Origin of the sequence: Agrobacterium sp. InxBP2, assembly GCF_026191755.1 — a bacterium.
GTDB classification, from domain to species: domain Bacteria; phylum Pseudomonadota; class Alphaproteobacteria; order Rhizobiales; family Rhizobiaceae; genus Agrobacterium; species Agrobacterium pusense.
The window spans coordinates 168198-184635 of sequence record NZ_JAINDY010000036.1 but is presented as its reverse complement, the minus strand read 5'-3'; the positions used below and the strand labels follow the sequence as shown (position 1 = coordinate 184635).

General features: G+C 59.1%; 16 protein-coding genes and 1 other RNA gene. 9 read left to right on the top strand and 8 right to left on the bottom strand.

The features are described from left to right. Window positions 1-179 precede the first annotated feature (179 nt). Together K7A42_RS25095 and K7A42_RS25090 are read right to left on the bottom strand one after the other, a co-directional pair. Window positions 180-371 carry a DUF1192 domain-containing protein gene (locus K7A42_RS25095; RefSeq protein ID WP_004445779.1) on the bottom strand — a complete coding sequence of 64 codons (192 nt, stop codon included), beginning with the start codon at window positions 369-371 and terminating at the stop codon, window positions 180-182. Continuing rightward, complete coding sequence (locus tag K7A42_RS25090; protein WP_004445776.1) at window positions 368-1657, bottom strand: MFS transporter; 1290 nt, start codon at window positions 1655-1657, stop codon at window positions 368-370. Before K7A42_RS25090 ends, K7A42_RS25095 begins: the two co-directional genes overlap by 4 nt. A 137-nt stretch (window positions 1658-1794) precedes the next feature. Between K7A42_RS25090 and K7A42_RS25085 the strand changes: the two genes are divergently transcribed. After that, window positions 1795-1950, top strand: coding sequence for a hypothetical protein (locus K7A42_RS25085; RefSeq protein ID WP_167378234.1), 156 nt, complete (start codon window positions 1795-1797; stop codon window positions 1948-1950). A 54-nt stretch (window positions 1951-2004) separates the two neighbouring features. On the opposite strand, the gene K7A42_RS25080 is transcribed toward K7A42_RS25085, so the two are convergent. From K7A42_RS25080 to tkt, 5 genes are all read right to left on the bottom strand, one after another. Continuing rightward, window positions 2005-3030: a class I fructose-bisphosphate aldolase gene (locus K7A42_RS25080; protein ID WP_004445772.1), complete on the bottom strand. Its 1026-nt coding sequence runs from the start codon at window positions 3028-3030 to the stop codon at window positions 2005-2007. A gap of 191 nt (window positions 3031-3221) precedes the next feature. Further along, complete coding sequence (locus K7A42_RS25075; protein WP_004445771.1) at window positions 3222-4424, bottom strand: phosphoglycerate kinase; 1203 nt, start codon at window positions 4422-4424, stop codon at window positions 3222-3224. Between the two features lie 67 nt (window positions 4425-4491). Beyond that, window positions 4492-6357 (bottom strand): potassium/proton antiporter, encoded by a 1866-nt coding sequence (locus K7A42_RS25070; RefSeq protein WP_282456089.1) that lies wholly within the window; start codon window positions 6355-6357, stop codon window positions 4492-4494. A gap of 315 nt (window positions 6358-6672) precedes the next feature. Continuing rightward, entirely contained in the window at window positions 6673-7683 is a 1011-nt protein-coding gene (gene gap / locus K7A42_RS25065) for a type I glyceraldehyde-3-phosphate dehydrogenase (protein ID WP_282456088.1), read from the bottom strand. 62 nt (window positions 7684-7745) lie between these two features. Then, complete coding sequence (gene tkt, locus K7A42_RS25060; RefSeq protein ID WP_004445766.1) at window positions 7746-9728, bottom strand: transketolase; 1983 nt, start codon at window positions 9726-9728, stop codon at window positions 7746-7748. A gap of 324 nt (window positions 9729-10052) precedes the next feature. Between tkt and K7A42_RS25055 the strand changes: the two genes are divergently transcribed. From K7A42_RS25055 to K7A42_RS25025, 7 genes are all read left to right on the top strand, one after another. After that, window positions 10053-10325: a DUF4164 domain-containing protein gene (locus K7A42_RS25055; protein ID WP_004445765.1), complete on the top strand. Its 273-nt coding sequence runs from the start codon at window positions 10053-10055 to the stop codon at window positions 10323-10325. Between the two features lie 10 nt (window positions 10326-10335). After that, window positions 10336-10713 (top strand): cell division protein ZapA, encoded by a 378-nt coding sequence (locus K7A42_RS25050; protein ID WP_004445763.1) that lies wholly within the window; start codon window positions 10336-10338, stop codon window positions 10711-10713. A 76-nt stretch (window positions 10714-10789) separates the two neighbouring features. Further along, window positions 10790-10948, top strand: a non-coding RNA gene (gene ssrS, locus K7A42_RS25045) — 6S RNA. Window positions 10949-11177: 229 nt separating this feature from the next. After that, window positions 11178-12440: a hemolysin family protein gene (locus K7A42_RS25040; RefSeq protein WP_004445761.1), complete on the top strand. Its 1263-nt coding sequence runs from the start codon at window positions 11178-11180 to the stop codon at window positions 12438-12440. Then, the gene (locus tag K7A42_RS25035; protein WP_282456087.1) at window positions 12440-13057 is read left to right on the top strand and encodes a 5-formyltetrahydrofolate cyclo-ligase; all 618 of its coding nucleotides are present in this window, start codon (window positions 12440-12442) and stop codon (window positions 13055-13057) included. The genes K7A42_RS25040 and K7A42_RS25035 overlap by 1 nt, the downstream gene beginning before the upstream one ends. Before the next feature lie 72 nt (window positions 13058-13129). Further along, entirely contained in the window at window positions 13130-13954 is an 825-nt protein-coding gene (locus K7A42_RS25030) for a TIGR00282 family metallophosphoesterase (protein ID WP_004445757.1), read from the top strand. Between the two features lie 112 nt (window positions 13955-14066). Further along, entirely contained in the window at window positions 14067-14909 is an 843-nt protein-coding gene (locus tag K7A42_RS25025; protein ID WP_072493294.1) for an MBL fold metallo-hydrolase, read from the top strand. Window positions 14910-14946: 37 nt separating this feature from the next. Here K7A42_RS25025 and K7A42_RS25020 read toward each other — a convergent pair whose 3' ends face one another. Then, complete coding sequence (locus tag K7A42_RS25020) at window positions 14947-15450, bottom strand: pyridoxamine 5'-phosphate oxidase family protein (RefSeq protein ID WP_004445753.1); 504 nt, start codon at window positions 15448-15450, stop codon at window positions 14947-14949. 198 nt (window positions 15451-15648) lie between these two features. Here K7A42_RS25020 and K7A42_RS25015 point away from each other — a divergent pair, with 198 nt between their 5' ends. Continuing rightward, the gene (locus K7A42_RS25015) at window positions 15649-16395 is read left to right on the top strand and encodes a YebC/PmpR family DNA-binding transcriptional regulator (protein WP_004445751.1); all 747 of its coding nucleotides are present in this window, start codon (window positions 15649-15651) and stop codon (window positions 16393-16395) included. Window positions 16396-16438 lie beyond the last annotated feature (43 nt).

The following is a 16438-nucleotide window of genomic DNA, read 5'->3' as shown; positions in this document are numbered from 1 at the left end:
CCGAATGGAGAAGATGCCTGAAATCCAGAAGAACTGGACATGTATAGTAATCTCTCAGAAAGCTTAATTTTTGGTTAATGGTAAACGAAAGACTGACCCAAAACCTCTTATTTTGGAACGCACGTTGAACCGCTTCTGCCGTTAGGCACGTGCGGGCCGGGTTTATTGGTCAACGCGCATCAGGATCGGAAAAGATTCTCCGCCGCCTGTCTTCCCGCGGATTTCCGCTTTCTTTCCTCTTCGAGTCGGGTGATTTCGGCCTGGAGAAGCTCGATCCGGCTGTCCAGTTCGTCCACGGAGAGGAGGCTGAGATCGCTGCCAATCTGGTGTGCAGCGGGTTTTTGCGGGCGGTCGTCGTCAAAGAGGCTCATATGCCTGCTCCTTTTTCCACGTAGTCCCCATCCTCGCCGGGATATTGCGGCGCGCGCGGGTCAAGCGCAATACTCTCCGGTGTCACCAGCGGCGAAGGCGTCGTCGGCATCATCGTCGAGAAATTGTCTTTCTCGTCGGTTGAAAGCGCGGCGCGCCTGCGGCTTCTGATAATGGCATAGGCAGTAATCAAAATATGGGCGACGGCTGTGACCAGAAACAGCGCATAGGGCCCGGAATAGGTCATGACAGCGCCGCCGAGCGTCGGTCCGATAATGGTGCCGACGCCGTAAAGCAACAGCAACCCGCCTGAAACCTTAACGAAATCCTCGGACGCCGCAAAGTCGTTGGCGTGCGCCACGGCTATGGGATAGAGCGCATTGGCGGCTGCACCGTAAACGGCGATCATCGGAATCAGAACGTAGACGTGATGCGGCTGCACGGCTGCGACCGCAAGTCCCGCGACGGCGCCAAGCCCCGCGAGGCCGGCCAGCACGTAACGACGGTCTATCCTGTCCGAAAGGCGCCCCGCCGGAAACTGCGCCAATGCGCCGACGAAAATCGTGACGGACACCATGATGGCGATCATGGTCGGATCCAGGCCTGCCCGGGCACCGAAGACGGCGCCGAGCGTGCCGTAAGCACCGTTGGCGATGCCGATCATCAGAATGCCGACGAAGGAGACCGGGGAGTTGCGATAGAGCGCCGGCAAATCCAGTTTCACCTTCTGCAAGGGCTGTGGACTGGCCGCCTTTGAAAGCGTTGCCGGCAGAATGGCGATGCAATAAATGATGCCGCAGATCATGAACAGCGAAGTATTGCTGATATCTCCCATCGGCACGATCATCTGACCCGCCACGACGCCCAGAAGCGTGATGGCGATATAGAGCGAAAAGATCATGCCGCGGCTTTCGTTCGTGGCGCGCTCGTTCAGCCAGCTTTCGATGATCATTGAGGTGCCGGCGGTGCAGAAGCCGGTAAGCGCACGCAGCGTAATCCACCAGACGTCATCAACGATGAGACCGGTCATGAGCACGGTCAGGCATACCAATGCGACGAAAGACGCAAAAGCCCGCACATGGCCGGCACGGCGCACGATGGCCGGCGCGACAAAACAACCGACAACGAAGCCCGCAGCCCAAGAGGTTCCGAGGAAACCGAGGATCTCGTTGGAGTAACCTTCTGCCGAGCCACGCACTGGCAGCACGAGGCCCTGAAGACCGTTGCCGAGAAAGAGAAACAGAGTGCTGGATAAAAGAGCGAATACGGGTAGAAGATTTCTGCTCATGACAACACTCTCATGCGTTCGGACGGACGGTCGGACAGGTCATACAACGGGAGTTACCCGAATGAGTTGCACTCTTCTGGTGAACGGTAAAAATGTCCAGCCTGTGACGATGCAGAAATAAAGAAAAGGCTCAATAAATGACGAAGGCGATCGGCCTTTTTTTACTGCTGGCCATGGCCGTCCAGATTATCCGGCCGCTCGGCCTGCCGGGGCTGAAGAAACGGGGCGATTGCTGGAAGATAGCGGTTACCGCCTTTGTCATCTGGTCGGTAACGCTGCTTCTGCGCCCATAAGAAAAAGCCGCCCCGGGAGGCGGCTTTCATTCACCAAAGCTCTGGAGCGAAGCCTCAGGCTGCCTTTTCGAGTTCCTGCTTCCAGTTGCCCTTGGCCGCCAGACTGTTCATGGCGGCGCGGTGCGTGAAGGCGCGCTGGCCGGCAGCGACATTCTCCTGCTTGCCGCCCCATGTCTTGAGGGCCGTATCCTGAAGCGCGCGGCCGTAGGAGTAGGTGAGAGACCAGGGCAGGTCATAGCCGGAATTCATGGCGGAGAGATGCGCCGTTGCTTCTTCGGAGGACTGGCCGCCGGAAAGGAAGGCAATGCCCGGAACGGCGGAAGGTACGGTTGCCTTCAGGACCTTCACGGTCTTTTCCGCCACTTCCTCGACGGAAGCCTTGCGGGCCTTCTTGCCGTCGATGATCATGTTCGGCTTGAGGATCATGCCTTCGAGGTTCACGCGGGCGTCGAAGAGGTCCGCGAAGACGGTCTGCAGAACCCATTGCGTGACTTCCGCGCAGCGGTCGATGTCGTGCGTGCCCGGCTCGCCGTCCATCAGGACTTCAGGCTCAACGATCGGCACGATATCCGCCTGCTGGCAGAGAGCGGCATAACGAGCGAGCGACTGGGAGTTTGCCTTGATCGAACCCCAGCTCGGGCGCTGTTCACCGATGGTGATGACGCCACGCCACTTGGCGAAGCGCGCACCGGCTTCATGGTACTTGCGCAGGCGCTCATAAAGACCGTCGAGGCCTTCGGTAATGAATTCATGCGGGTGGAAGGCCATCGGCTTGGCGCCGATATCCACCTTGATGCCCGGCAGGCTGCCAGCCGCCTTGATGATATCAACGAAAGGTGTGCCGTCGGCAGCCTTCTGGAACAGGGTCTCTTCATAGAGAATGACGCCGGAGATATATTTCTTCATGGCGTCGTCGGAACGGAACAGCATCTCGCGATAGTCGCGGCGGGCGGTCTCGGTGGACTCCAGATTGATGCTGTCGAAACGCTTTTTGATCGTTCCCGTGGATTCGTCGGCGGCGAGCAGGCCCTTGCCGTCGGCGACCATTTTGATTGCGATGTCTTCGAGACGTTCGGTCATTTGCTATTCTCCCAAGGCACAATAAATTTCCGATAACAGAAGTTCCAGGGCAGGGAAATGGCACGCTAACTCATTGAAACGATTGAAATGATTTCAATCGTTTGAAACTTTTCCTCCCGCGTGCACTTACCAAAAGACGAGGCCGGACAAGCATCGCTTGTCCGGCCTCGTGTCAGGCAAGTGAGATAAGTTTACTTGGCGGCGGTCAGGATGGCAACGCCCGGCAGTTCCTTGCCTTCCATCCATTCAAGGAAGGCGCCGCCGGCGGTCGAAACATAGGAGAAATCCTCGGAAACGCCGGCATGGTTGAGCGCGGCCACGGTGTCGCCGCCGCCTGCGACGGAGACGAGCTTGCCGGCCTTCGTGCATTCGGCGGCATGTTTTGCGGCAGCCACGGTGGCTGCATCGAAGGGTTCTATTTCGAAGGCGCCGAGCGGCCCGTTCCAGACCAGCGTTTCCGCGCGTGAAATCCAGGCCTTGATGCTTTCAACCGACTTCGGGCCGACATCGAGCACCATGGCGTCAGCGGGAATGGCATTGATGTCGACCGTTTCACTGGCCGCACCGGCCTTGAATTCGCGGGCAACGACCCCGTCTTCCGGCAGCACGATGGCACAGCCGGAAGTCGCGGCCTCGATCATGATCTGCTTTGCGGTTTCGGCCAGATCGTGCTCGCAGAGCGATTTTCCAACCTGGGCGCCACGGGCGGCGAGGAAGGTGTTGGCCATGCCGCCGCCGATGACGAGGGCATCGACCTTCTTCACGAGGTTCATCAGAAGATCGATTTTGCTTGAAACCTTCGCGCCGCCGACGATGGCGACGACCGGACGGACCGGCTGGCCGAGGCCCTTTTCCAGAGCCTCAAGCTCGGCCTGCATGGTGCGGCCGGCATAGGCGGGCAGGTGGCGGGCGAGGCCCTCGGTGGAGGCGTGGGCGCGATGCGCGGCGGAGAAGGCGTCGTTGACATAGATATCGCCATTGGCCGCCAGAGCCTCGACGAAGGTGGGATCGTTCTTTTCTTCGCCCTTGTGGAAGCGCGTGTTTTCCAGAAGCAGGATGTCGCCGTCGTTCAGTTTCGCAACGGCTTCCGCCGCCGGCGCGCCGATGCAGTCGGACGCGAAGGAGACGGCATGGTCCAGCACTTCCTCAACTGCTGGTACGATCTGGGAAAGCGACATGTCAGCCACGGGTTCGCCCTTCGGACGGCCAAAATGGGCAAGCAGAATAACCTTTGCGCCCTTCTTGGAAAGTTCCAGAATGGTCGGCGCGACCCGCTCGATACGGGTCTTGTCCGTAACTTTGCCATCCGCGACCGGCACGTTGAGATCAACGCGGACGAGAACGCGCTTTCCGGCAATGTCGTTGAGGTCATCGATGGTCTTGAAAGCGGGCATAGGTCGATCCTGATTTGTTGCGAGTTCGGCAGGGACCATACTATGCCTGATTGCCGACGCAAGCCGGTCAGGCTTCATTTTCTCTCACGGTGTTTGAAGGTGCGACCACGTCTTGTGCGGTAGCGGTGGAACGCGAGTGACGCCGCTGCGCCAGATAGTCACGCACCCGTTTGAAAATTTCCGAGAAGCTGATGAAGATCGGCAGGGTGGTAGCCGGTTCGACCGGCTCCAGTGAAATTCCGACACCCGCTATCGCCTCATGTTCGTCCAAAGTTCGCACGATCAGGACGATGGAGCCGAGGCGCACGCGGTCGGCATAATCGGCCCGTCCGGCAAGACGTGTCTCGATGAGTTCTGCGATGCTCATTGCCTGTTCTGCTGGCGCAAGCAGGCCGGGACCATAGGCGGCATCAAGCTCCTTCGCCGGCCGGGCGGGAGAGATCGCGAAGGTGCCGAAGAAATCGGCGTCGTCATCGGCGACGGGCAGGGCGCTCGCGAAGAGCCGGTCGATCAGGCGGGAATAACCGGGGGCGATGAAGAGATAGACAAGATCATTTTCACGCAGTCGCCCGGCATATTGGTAGCGAATCGATTTACCGTCACGCACCACCAGCGAAGGCATCGCCCAGCGGGGAATGCGCTCGCCCTGCAGGATGGCGCTGCCCTTTGCCACGCGGTAGGAAATCAGTTCGTGATTGGCCGTGCCGGGAAGGTCAACTTCCAGCTTGTCCACCTCGCCCATGCGCGGCGGCACGATCAGCCCCAGCCTTGTTGCCACTGGTTTGATGGTCCAGCCCTGCACGAGGAGCGATACCAGCACGATGATGAAGGCGGCATTGAAATAGATCTGGGCGTCATCAAGTCCGCCGAGGATGGGCATGATGGCAAGCAGGATGGAGACGGCGCCGCGCAGGCCCACCCAGGCGACGAAAGAGGTTTCCTGTTGGGTGTAGTTAAACGGCATGAGGCTGAGCCAGACCGCGAGCGGACGGGCGACGAAGATCAGGAACAGCGCCAGCAGGATGGCTGGAATTGCGATTGCAGGAAACTGCGACGGCGTGGCAAGCAGGCCGAGCATCAGGAACATGATGATCTGTGCCAGCCACGTCAGCCCTTCGTGGAAGCGACGGATCGTTTCCTTGGCGAAGATCCTGCGATTGCCGGCGACAATGCCGGCGACATAGACCGCCAGAAAGCCGCTGCCGCCAATCGTGCCGGTGAAGGAAAACACGAGCAGCGCCAGCGCAAGCACAAAGATCGGCGCCAGCCCGCGATCGGCGGCAAAACGGTTGACCACGGCGGCGATCATGAGACCGCCCAGCACGCCGACGATCACACCGAGGCCCATTTCCTCAACAAAAAGCAGCAGAAAACCGCTTTCGATACCGGCCAAGCCCTGTCCTTTGGCGATGATCTCGACTAGGGCGACTGTGAGGAAGATGGCCATTGGATCGTTGGTACCGGATTCGACCTCCAGCGTGGAGCGCACCTGATCGCGGATGTGGATGCCGCCGATGCGCAGCAGGAAAAACACCGCTGCCGCATCGGTGGAGGCGACGATGGCACCGAGCAGCAGGCCCTCTAGCCAGGAGAGCCCGAGCAGGAGGGCGGCTGCGCCCGCGAAAAAGACGGATGTGAGAATAACGCCGACCGTGGCAAGCGCCATTGCCGGTGCCGCGGAAAGCCGGAAAGACTGGACCGACGTGCCAAACCCGGAGTCGAACAGGATGACGGCAAGTACCAGCGAACCGAGCATATAGGCGAGAGGGTTGTTGGTGAATTCGATACCGAGTCCGTCCACACCCGCCGCAAGTCCAATCACAAGGAAAAGCAGCAGCAGCGGCGCGCCGAAGCGGTAGGCGATGAGGCTCGAGAAGGCGGCGACGAGGACAAGAACAGTTGCCACCAGCAACAACAGATAAAATGATTCCACGTCCACCGCCTCTTTCACGCCGCGCTGGCCACCGCAATGATTGCTCTGCACGTTCGCAGTCAATGCGCCACGGGTTGCGGTCTGTCAGCGCTCGGTCGGCGGCGTTGAAAGGTAACGCAAGGCGGGGTGTATCGAAAGATACGGCAGGGCCGAAGTGCATTGCGCACGACCGTTATCCCTGCGTCCCTTGTCCGTTTCAAAATGGACCAGACAAAGGCAGGAAATTGAAAACATGGCGGCACTATAGAGGAAAACCGGGAATAAAAAATCCGGCGGGATCGCTCCCGCCGGAATGCATCGACTGATGGGTATTCGTTAGATGGTCTTCGCGAAGGCGACCGCCGTATCCGACATGCGGTTGGAGAAGCCCCACTCGTTGTCGTACCAGGACAGGACGCGCACGAAGTTGCCTTCCATGACCTTGGTCTGGTCATTGGCGAAGATCGACGAGTGGCTATCGTGGTTGAAATCGCGGGAAACCAGCGGCTCGTCGGTATAGCCGAGGATGCCCTTCAGCTGGCCGTCGGAAGCCGCCTTGATGGCTGCGTTGATTTCGGCAACCGTCGTGCTCTTCTTGGCCACGAACTTGAAGTCGACGACCGATACGTTCGGGGTCGGAACGCGGATCGACGTGCCGTCAAGCTTGCCCTTGAGGTGTGGCAGGACGAGGCCAACAGCCTTTGCGGCGCCCGTCGAGGTCGGGATCATGGACAGGGCTGCGGCGCGGGCGCGGTACAGATCCTTGTGCATGGTGTCCAGTGTCGGCTGGTCGCCGGTGTAGGAGTGGATCGTGGTCATGAAGCCATGATCGATGCCAACGGCGTCATCGAGAACCTTCACGACCGGCACGAGGCAGTTGGTGGTGCAGGATGCGTTGGAGATGACGAGGTGATCCTTCGTCAGCTGGTCATGGTTGACACCGAAGACGACGGTGAGGTCGGCGCCGTCAGCGGGAGCCGAAACGATGACGCGCTTTGCGCCGGCCGTCAGATGGGCAGCAGCCTTGTCGCGGGCTGTGAAGATGCCGGTGCATTCAAGCGCGATATCGACGCCCAGTTCCTTGTGCGGCAGCGTTGCCGGGTCGCGAACGGCCGTCACCTTGATCGGCTTGCCGCCGCCAACGATGATGGTGTCGCCTTTGACCTTGACGTCGGCCGGGAACTTGCCGTGGATCGAATCGTAGCGCAGCAGGTGAGCGTTGGTTTCAACCGGGCCGAGGTCGTTGATGGCGACGACTTCGATATCGGTGCGGCCGGATTCGACGATGGCGCGCAAAACATTGCGGCCGATGCGGCCGAAGCCGTTAATGGCAACTTTTACAGTCATTTACAGTCTCCCGATCAAGAATGGGCTTGGTCTTTGCTGAATGGTGAGGGCTTGGGAAGCCCTTACGCAAGTTTTGCCTCGACTGCGGCGACGACAGCTTCTGCCGTGATACCGAAGTGCTTGAAGAGATCCTTCGCCGGCGCGGACGCTCCAAAGGAGTGCATGCCGACGAAAGCGCCATCGTTACCGATGAAATAATCCCAGCCCTGGCGGATGGCGGCTTCCACCGCGATCTTGACCGGAGCCTTGCCGATGATGGCGTTGCGATAGGTTTCCGGCTGTTCCTTGAAGAGTTCGAAGCAGGGAACGGAAACGACGCGGGCGGATACGCCCTTGTCCTTCAGCGTTGCGGCCGCTTTCAGAGCCACTTCGACCTCCGAACCGGAAGCGAAGATCGAAACCTTGGCGTCGCTGGCGGAGACGAGTTCGTAGGCGCCGTAAGCAGACAGGTTCTTCTCTTCATATTCCTTGCGCGAAGGAGCGAGATTCTGGCGGGTGAGGGCCAGCGCAGACGGACGATGCTTCTGTTCCAGCGCCAGCTGCCAGCATTCCGCCGTCTCGGTCTCATCCGCCGGGCGGAAGACGAGCAGGTTCGGAATGGCGCGAAGGGCAGCGATCTGCTCCACCGGCTGGTGGGTCGGGCCGTCTTCACCAACGCCGATGGAATCATGCGTCAGAACGTGGACGACACGGATGCCCATGAGCGCGGCAAGACGGATCGACGGACGGCAGTAGTCCGAGAAGATCAGGAAGCCGCCCGCATAAGGAATGAGACCGCCATGCAGTGCGATGCCGTTCATGGCAGCAGCCATGCCGTGTTCGCGGATGCCGTAGTGCAGGTAACGGCCGGAGAAGTCCGTCGGCGTGATGGACTTCATCTGGCTGGTCTTGGTGTTGTTGGACGGCGTCAGGTCGGCAGAACCGCCGATCATTTCCGGCAGCACGCCGTTAATGACTTCGAGCGAGTCTTCCGAGGCCTTGCGGGTCGCAACGGTCGGGTTGTTCTCGATGATCTTCTTCTTGAAAGCATCGATCGAGCTATCGAAATTGCCCGTCAGGTCGCCGGCGAAGCGGCGCTTGAACTCGGCTTTCTTGCCGGCCTCAGCGGCTTCGAGGCGGGCTTCCCAGTCCTGACGCGTCTTGGTGGAGCGCAGACCGGCAAGACGCCATGCATCCAGCACGTCTTCCGGAATGACGAAAGCTTCGGCTTCCCAGTTCAGGCTCTTGCGGGCCGCAGCGATTTCTTCTGCGCCGAGCGGGTTGCCATGAACCTTATGGGTGCCCTGCTTGTTGGGCGCGCCGAAACCGATGACGGTCTTGCAGGCGATGAAGGTCGGGCGGTCCGATTTCTGCGCGGCTTCGATGGCAGCGGCGATCGCATCCGGATCATGGCCGTCAACACGGATGGTGTTCCAGTGAACCGCCTGGAAACGGGCAATCTGATCGGTGCTGTCGGAGAGGCCAACTTCGCCGTCGATGGTGATGTTGTTGTCATCCCAGAAGAGAACGAGCTTGTTAAGCTTCAAATGGCCGGCAAGCGCGATGGCTTCGTGGCTGATGCCTTCCATGAGGCAGCCGTCGCCGCACAGTACATAAGTGAAGTGGCTCTGCAGGTCGGAGCCGAACTCCTCTTCCAGCTTGCGTTCGGCGATTGCCATGCCCACGGCGTTGGCGATGCCCTGGCCGAGCGGACCAGTGGTCGTTTCGATGCCGGTGGCGTGGCCATATTCAGGATGGCCGGCGGTCTTGGAACCGAATTGACGGAAACGCTTGATCTCGTCGATCGTCATGTCCTCGTAGCCCGTCAGATAGAGCAGCGAGTAAAGAAGCATCGAACCATGACCCGCCGACAGCACGAAACGGTCGCGATCCGGCCAAAGCGGCGCCTTGGGATCGAATTTCAAGTAACGGGTGAAGAGAACGGTGGCGACATCAGCGGCGCCCATCGGCAGACCGGGATGGCCTGAATTGGCCTTCTCCACTGCATCCATGGCAAGAAAGCGGATCGCATTTGCCATCCGGTTGTGTTTGTCGCGAGAAATCATGGCTTTTCCGTCTGTTTCCGGGTGAAAGGAGATAGTTTTACGCAACTATCCAAAAAGCGGGTTGATCCATAGCAGGTGAGGCAGGCAAGTCAATAAATCGACGGGCAATTGCGGTTCTGCGGTCGATAAAAATCGTTTCGCAAAGCGGGGGCTGGAACGGATTTCGTGTCCCGCCCGGCCCGGTTTCTTCGTTCATCCACAGAGCAAAACGCCACAATGCACTGGTTTGATTGACGGGATGGTAAATCGGGTAATAACCTCGTGAGCGTTTAAATGGCCTGAAACCGGACGATTCGGCCGGTGGCGTGCGAGTTGGAAAAAACGATGTCGGCTGAGAAGACCTTACAATCTGCGCTGACGGAGCTGAATGCTGCCATCACAAATCTCGAAAATGCCATCGATATGCGTATCGAGCGGCAGAGAGAGACCGGCGAGATCGATAACGAGGTGAAGCGCGTCCATGTCGACCGCGCCAGACTGGCGCAGGAACTGGACCAGGCCGAGTTTCGCGCTAACCGTCTTGAAGAAGTCAATCGCGAGGTTTCGCGCCGGCTGGTGACGGCCATGGAGACGATCCGCGCGGTGCTGGATCGATAGGAGCGGTATCATGGCGCAAGTTACTGTTATGATCGACGGAAAGGCCTATCGCATGGCGTGCGAAGCAGGCCAGGAAGACCACCTGACCGACCTTGCCACCCGTTTCGACCGGTATGTAGGGCATCTTAAGAGCCAGTTCGGAGAAATCGGCGATCTGAGGCTAACGGTGATGGCCGGTATCATGGTGATGGACGAGCTTTCCGAGCTCAACCGCAAGATCGAGAAGCTGGAAGGTGAGGTCGCATCCCTCTCCCGCAATCGCGATGGCATGGCCGAGCACAAGGCGAAGTCGGATGAGATGGTGGCGCTTGCCATCGGCGATCTGGCCGACCGGCTGAACGGCATTACCGAAAAATTGCTGGACCGCCCAAAACCGGCGGCACACTGATCATCCGGAATTCCGAAGCGATAAAATTTCGCTCTGCGCCTCTGGCGGTTTTTCCCGATCCGTCCTATATCTTGAATGCGTTCTGCGCTTCTCGACAGGAACCACAATCCCTGGGGCCATACTCGATCCAAAGGGAGCTGTCCCTGGCCAGTCCCGTGGGGCTGGACACACGGTGCCCACCTACTTTTGTAGGCACCCAGGATCGTAAATCTCCATCGGTCGCCGTGGAACGCGCTTGAAGTTTCGGGACAATTCCGATGCTTCCCTGTACCCTCGATATAGTCGACAGTCATTTTTCATAACTGCCGGGCACGGCTTTTTTATATTCCTGTCATTGCAATGGCGGAACAATTCCCTATTATCCGGATTGGTATGTCTGTCATGCCCTTTAAAAAGGGGCGCTGCGGCCAAAACCGCGACGTGCCGTTCAACAGCCCAAAGAGCTAAACTTGTTTACTGAAATTATGATCGTGGTCCTGCTCACCGTATTGAACGGTGTGCTTGCCATGTCCGAGCTTGCCGTTGTCTCCTCCAGACCGGCGAGGCTAAAGGTGCTTGCCACGCAAGGCAGCAAGGGCGCCACACAGGCGCTCAGCCTTTCCGAAAACCCCGGACGCTTTCTTTCTACAGTGCAGATCGGCATCACGCTGGTCGGCGTCCTCTCGGGCGCATTTTCCGGCGCCACGCTCGGTGCCCGCTTTACGGCGTGGCTTCTGGAGCAGGGTGTTCCTGACCGTGCGGCCGATGCAATTGGCGTCGGCTCGGTCGTCGTCGCCATTACTTACCTGTCACTGATCGTCGGGGAACTGGTGCCAAAGCAGATTGCGTTGCGCGATCCTGAAAAGATTGCCGCGCGTGTTGCGCCTACCATGATGCTACTGTCCAAGGTCGGCGCGCCGCTGGTGTGGCTGCTCGACCGGTCGGGTAAGGCCATTCTGGCGCTTCTCGGCCATAGTGGCGAATCCAACGCGTCGGTTACCGACGATGAAATTCGCACCGTCCTGGCCGAAGCCCATAGCGCCGGCGTGATCGAGACCGAAGAATCGGCGATGATCACCAGCGTCATGCGCCTTGCTGACCGCAACGCGCGCGGCCTGATGACGCCGCGTCGCGACGTGGAAGTGGTCGATATCGAAGACAGCGCCGAGGAAATCCGCGAGCAGCTTCGCGGGACGCAGCGTTCGCGTCTGCCGGTGCGCAACGGCGCGTCCGACGAAATTCTTGGCGTGCTTTTCGCCAAGGACGCCTTCGATGCGCTGGCCTCCGGCAAGGAGCTCAACATTCGTGAGCTTCTGCGCGAGGTGCCCGTCGTGTCCGACCTGACGAGCGCCGTTGACGTCATCCAGTCGCTGCGTCGCTCCACCGTGCACATGGTCCTCGTTTATGACGAGTACGGCCATTTCGAAGGTATCATCAGCTCCGGCGACGTGCTTGAGGCCATTACCGGTGCCTTTCAGGAAGATGACGACGAAGAGCCGGCCATGGTCGAGCGCGAGGACGGTTCGTTCCTCGTTGCCGGCTGGATGCCTGCCGATGAGTTCGCTTATCGCATGGGCTTCCAGATCAATGAGGACGCCGAGTTCGAGACCGTCGCCGGACTTGTCCTGGACGAGTTCCGTCGCCTGCCGGAACTGGGTGAACATGTAACCCGCAACGGCTGGCGTTTCGAGGTCATCGACCTTGATGGTCACCGCATCGACAAGGTTCTCGTGAGCCGGGCCGCCTGATGCCCGGTGACGTTGCCGAAAAAGCAAGGTTGCGCGGCGAACGGCTCGCCGCGCGAGATGCTCTGACACTGGCGGAACGGCACGAGAAGAGCCGGTTCATTACCGCCCACGGTGCCGCGGATATTCCCCTTGTGCCGGGGACCGTCATCTCCGGCTTCATGCCGATCCGCTCGGAGGCGGATACCCGTCCGCTGATGGAAGCGTTGCGGGTGAGGGGTGGACGTCTCGTCCTTCCCGTTGTGCTGGATCGTGAAACCATTGTCTTCAGGGCTTTCGAGAGGGATACGCCGCTGGTGAAGACTGGCTTCGGCACGACCGGTCCGGGTGAGGAGGCGGAGCTTCTCGATCCCGATATACTGCTCGTACCCCTGTCCGTCTTCGACGGACACGGGCAACGGGTTGGTTATGGCGCAGGCCATTATGACCGCGCCATCGCGCGGTTGCACGCCAAGGGCAAACAGCCCGTTCTCATCGGTGTCGCCTTTGACTGCCAGGAAGTGGCAGACATCCCCGCGGAGCCGCACGATGTCTCGCTTCACGCCATTCTGACAGAAAGCGGTCTGCGCTGGTTTTCAGCCCCGTTGTCGATCTCCGATAGTGAGCAAAAGGCGCTTTAGCACTTTTTAAAAGATGGATTACCCGTTAGAGGGGACGAAATATCGAAACATGCGCAAGATCGGGGCGGGTGAATGAGGCTTCTTTTTCTCGGAGACATGGTTGGCAAGACCGGACGCACGGCTGTCTGGGAGCGATTGCCGGGGCTGATTTCCGATCTGAAGCTGGATTTCGTCATCGTCAACGGTGAGAATGCTGCTGGTGGTTTCGGTATCACCGAGGATATCTATCTCGAGACCATCAATGCCGGTGCCGATGTTGTCACCACCGGCAATCACGTCTGGGATCAGAAAGAGGCGGTTTCCTTCTGCGAGCGCCATGACCAGTTCCTGCGGCCCGCCAATTACCCCGAGGGTACGCCGGGCAAGGGCTCGGGCATTTTTTATGCCCGCAACGGCGCACGCATATTGGTCGCCAACATCATGGGGCGGGTCTTCATGCATCCGGAGCTGGACGACCCCTTCAAGTCGGCGGAAAGCATTCTTGCTGCCTGCCCGCTGAAGGAACAGGCGGATGCCATCATCTTCGATTTTCACGCCGAGGCGACCAGCGAGAAACAGTGCTTCGGACATTTCGTGGATGGCCGTGCAAGCTTCGTCGTCGGCACCCACACCCATGTTCCGACAGCTGACGCACAGATATTGAACGGCGGAACCGCCTACATGTCGGATGCGGGCATGTGCGGCGATTATGACAGTTCCCTCGGAATGGACAAGGAAGAGCCGATCAACCGCTTTATCTCCAAGATGCCGAAGGGCCGCTTTGAGGCAGCGAGCGGGCCTGCCACGATCTGCGGTGTCGGGGTGGAGATTTCCGACCGGACTGGGCTTGCGGAAAAAATTGCGCCGCTGCGCATCGGGCCGCGACTTTCGGAAACGCTGCCTTCCTTCTGGGTTTGATCCCGCCGAAGCGTTCACAATGACGAGAGTGCTAGCCTTCAGTTGCTGATGTAACTGGACGCTCGGCAAAACCTGTCCCATCCTCTCAGCTTCGCAAGTTCAGGGGAGTGGCATGATGTTGCGCGTGCTAATGCTTGCAGTAACAGGACTGATCGCCTGTTCGGGAGCGGCCTTTTCCCAGTCGGCGAGCCGTCCTCCCGTCAGCCAGTGCCAGGCGATCGCCAGCGCCATTCCGGGCGTGATGTTCGCGCGCTTCGATGCGCGCAATGTTCAGTTGGCTCAGGCCACGGCGAAGGAAGAGGTGAAAATCAGCTTCATCGGCCACTCCACCTACCTGATCGAAAGTCCCGGCGGGGTAACGATTGCCACGGATTATAACGGCGTCTATCGCCCTCCCGTCATGCCGACGGTGGTGACCATGAACCGGGCGCATTCAACACATTTCACCCTCAATCCGGACCCGGCCATTCAATATGTGCTGCATGGCTGGAGCGATACGCCGGGAGAAAAAGCCGAGCACAAGGTGCTCGTGGGCGACGTTTACATCCGCAATGTCTCAACCGACATCCGCAACCGCTGGGGAGATTATGAGTCTTTTCAGGAAAACGGCAATTCCATCTTCATCTTCGAGGTTGCCGGGCTGTGTATTGGCCATCTCGGCCATCTGCATCATGAGTTGACGGACACGCATTATGCCGAGATCGGCCGCCTGGATGTGTTGATGGTGCCTGTCGATGGTGGTCTGACCATGGGGGCCGACAGCATGAGCAGGGTGGTCAAGCGCCTGCGCTCTGCGCTGATCCTGCCGATGCATCGCACCGGCCCGCCGCTGGAGCAGTTTCTGACTATGTTTGGCGAAAATTTCGCTATCGCCTATGCGAGCGATCCGGTCATCCGAGTCTCGATGAGAAACCTTCCCCGCCAGCCGCAGATACTGGTGCCGAAAGGCATGTAAATGGCGACGGGCGGGGAAAGGCTCGGGGAGCGGGTTCTCAGGCGAAGGTGAGGTGCTGGCGAACGCCGACGTCGGGCGTCTTGTCATCCGACATGTTTGCCTTGGCGATTTCCCAGCCGAATTTCAGCGTACTGTCCGTCGAAGCCCAGATATCGGCATCATCGACATGCAACGCCAGCATCGTTAGTTGCGGATCGCTCTTGCCGTGCTCGTACCAGGCGGCGGTGACTGAATTCCAGTATTCGTCGATCTTGGATTTGTCATCGCGCGCTTCGAGTACGCCCGAAAGGCAGGCGTGATAATCATGATCCTTGCCCACGAGGCAGAAATGCGCACGGGATCCGGATTTGAGCGATTTTACCAGATCAGTGTCTTTTTTGGAAAAAAACCAGATCGTGTTGGTCTTGGGGTCAGCGTGGGGCGCCATAGGCTGCATGTGACTGTGCAGGCCCTCAAGGCCGAGCATGCCGGCATGGACGGAATTGATCTCGTCCCAGAGCTGGCGGGCCGGGGCTTCTCTTGCTTCAGTCAGGCTGACCATATGTCTTCTCCTTCCGGTTTGGGGCTGCGGCGGAGTGGACAAGATGGCCTTCTCCGTCGCGTTCATGATCAGAACGAAGAGCGGATAAATCAGTTCCTTCTGTTGTTGCGGCAAGAGAAAGCGCCTGCGGGCTTGAACGATGAGCCTATCGCACTTATAAGGCCCGCAATCTCCAAATTACGATAAATCAGGTTTTCCATGGCTGGTCATTCACAGTTCAAGAACATCATGCACCGCAAGGGCAAGCAGGACTCCGTGCGGTCCAAAATGTTTTCCAAGCTTGCGCGCGAAATCACCGTTGCGGCCAAGACGGGCATGCCCGACCCGAACATGAACCCGCGCCTGCGTCTGGCCATCCAGAACGCCAAGGCCCAGTCCATGCCGAAAGACAATATCGAACGTGCCATCAAGAAGGCTGCGGGTGCCGAAGGCGAGAACTATGATGAGGTCCGCTACGAAGGCTACGGCCCTGGCGGCGTCGCCGTCATCGTCGAGGCGCTTACAGACAACCGTAACCGCACTGCCTCCAATGTACGATCCATCTTCACCAAGGCTGGTGGTGCGCTGGGTGAAACCGGATCGGTCTCCTTCTCCTTCGACCGTGTCGGCGAGATTTCCTACAAGGCGGAAGTCGGCGATGCAGACAAGGTGATGGAAGCGGCCATCGAGGCCGGTGCGGACGATGTTGAATCTTCCGAAGACGGCCACATCATCATCTGCGGTTTCGAAGCGATGAACGAGGTATCCAAGGCGCTGGAAGGCGTGCTGGGCGAAGCCGAAAGCGTCAAGGCCATCTGGAAGCCGCAGAACACGGTACCGGTAGATGAAGAAAAGGCACAGTCGCTGATGAAACTCATCGACAACCTCGAAGACGATGACGACGTGCAGAACGTCTATTCGAACTTCGAAGTGTCGGAAGAAATTCTCGCCAAGCTTTCCGCCTGACGTTTTTACGTTCCTAAAAAAAGCCCCGGCAGCGATCCGCTCC

What these genes read in the sequence shown, in the direction of transcription:
- K7A42_RS25075 (WP_004445771.1), bottom strand. Translation starts at nt 4,424, where the DNA reads ATGCCCGCTTTCAAGACCATCGATGACCTCAACGACATTGCCGGAAAG.
- gap (WP_282456088.1), bottom strand. Translation starts at nt 7,683, where the DNA reads ATGACTGTAAAAGTTGCCATTAACGGCTTCGGCCGCATCGGCCGCAAT.
- K7A42_RS25025 (WP_072493294.1), top strand. Translation starts at nt 14,067, where the DNA reads ATGATGTTGCGCGTGCTAATGCTTGCAGTAACAGGACTGATCGCCTGT.
- tkt (WP_004445766.1), bottom strand. Translation starts at nt 9,728, where the DNA reads ATGATTTCTCGCGACAAACACAACCGGATGGCAAATGCGATCCGCTTT.
- K7A42_RS25035 (WP_282456087.1), top strand. Translation starts at nt 12,440, where the DNA reads ATGCCCGGTGACGTTGCCGAAAAAGCAAGGTTGCGCGGCGAACGGCTC.
- K7A42_RS25050 (WP_004445763.1), top strand. Translation starts at nt 10,336, where the DNA reads ATGGCGCAAGTTACTGTTATGATCGACGGAAAGGCCTATCGCATGGCG.
- K7A42_RS25020 (WP_004445753.1), bottom strand. Translation starts at nt 15,450, where the DNA reads ATGGTCAGCCTGACTGAAGCAAGAGAAGCCCCGGCCCGCCAGCTCTGG.
- K7A42_RS25090 (WP_004445776.1), bottom strand. Translation starts at nt 1,657, where the DNA reads ATGAGCAGAAATCTTCTACCCGTATTCGCTCTTTTATCCAGCACTCTG.
- K7A42_RS25095 (WP_004445779.1), bottom strand. Translation starts at nt 371, where the DNA reads ATGAGCCTCTTTGACGACGACCGCCCGCAAAAACCCGCTGCACACCAG.
- K7A42_RS25085 (WP_167378234.1), top strand. Translation starts at nt 1,795, where the DNA reads ATGACGAAGGCGATCGGCCTTTTTTTACTGCTGGCCATGGCCGTCCAG.
- K7A42_RS25030 (WP_004445757.1), top strand. Translation starts at nt 13,130, where the DNA reads ATGAGGCTTCTTTTTCTCGGAGACATGGTTGGCAAGACCGGACGCACG.
- K7A42_RS25055 (WP_004445765.1), top strand. Translation starts at nt 10,053, where the DNA reads ATGTCGGCTGAGAAGACCTTACAATCTGCGCTGACGGAGCTGAATGCT.
- K7A42_RS25040 (WP_004445761.1), top strand. Translation starts at nt 11,178, where the DNA reads ATGATCGTGGTCCTGCTCACCGTATTGAACGGTGTGCTTGCCATGTCC.
- K7A42_RS25080 (WP_004445772.1), bottom strand. Translation starts at nt 3,030, where the DNA reads ATGACCGAACGTCTCGAAGACATCGCAATCAAAATGGTCGCCGACGGC.
- K7A42_RS25015 (WP_004445751.1), top strand. Translation starts at nt 15,649, where the DNA reads ATGGCTGGTCATTCACAGTTCAAGAACATCATGCACCGCAAGGGCAAG.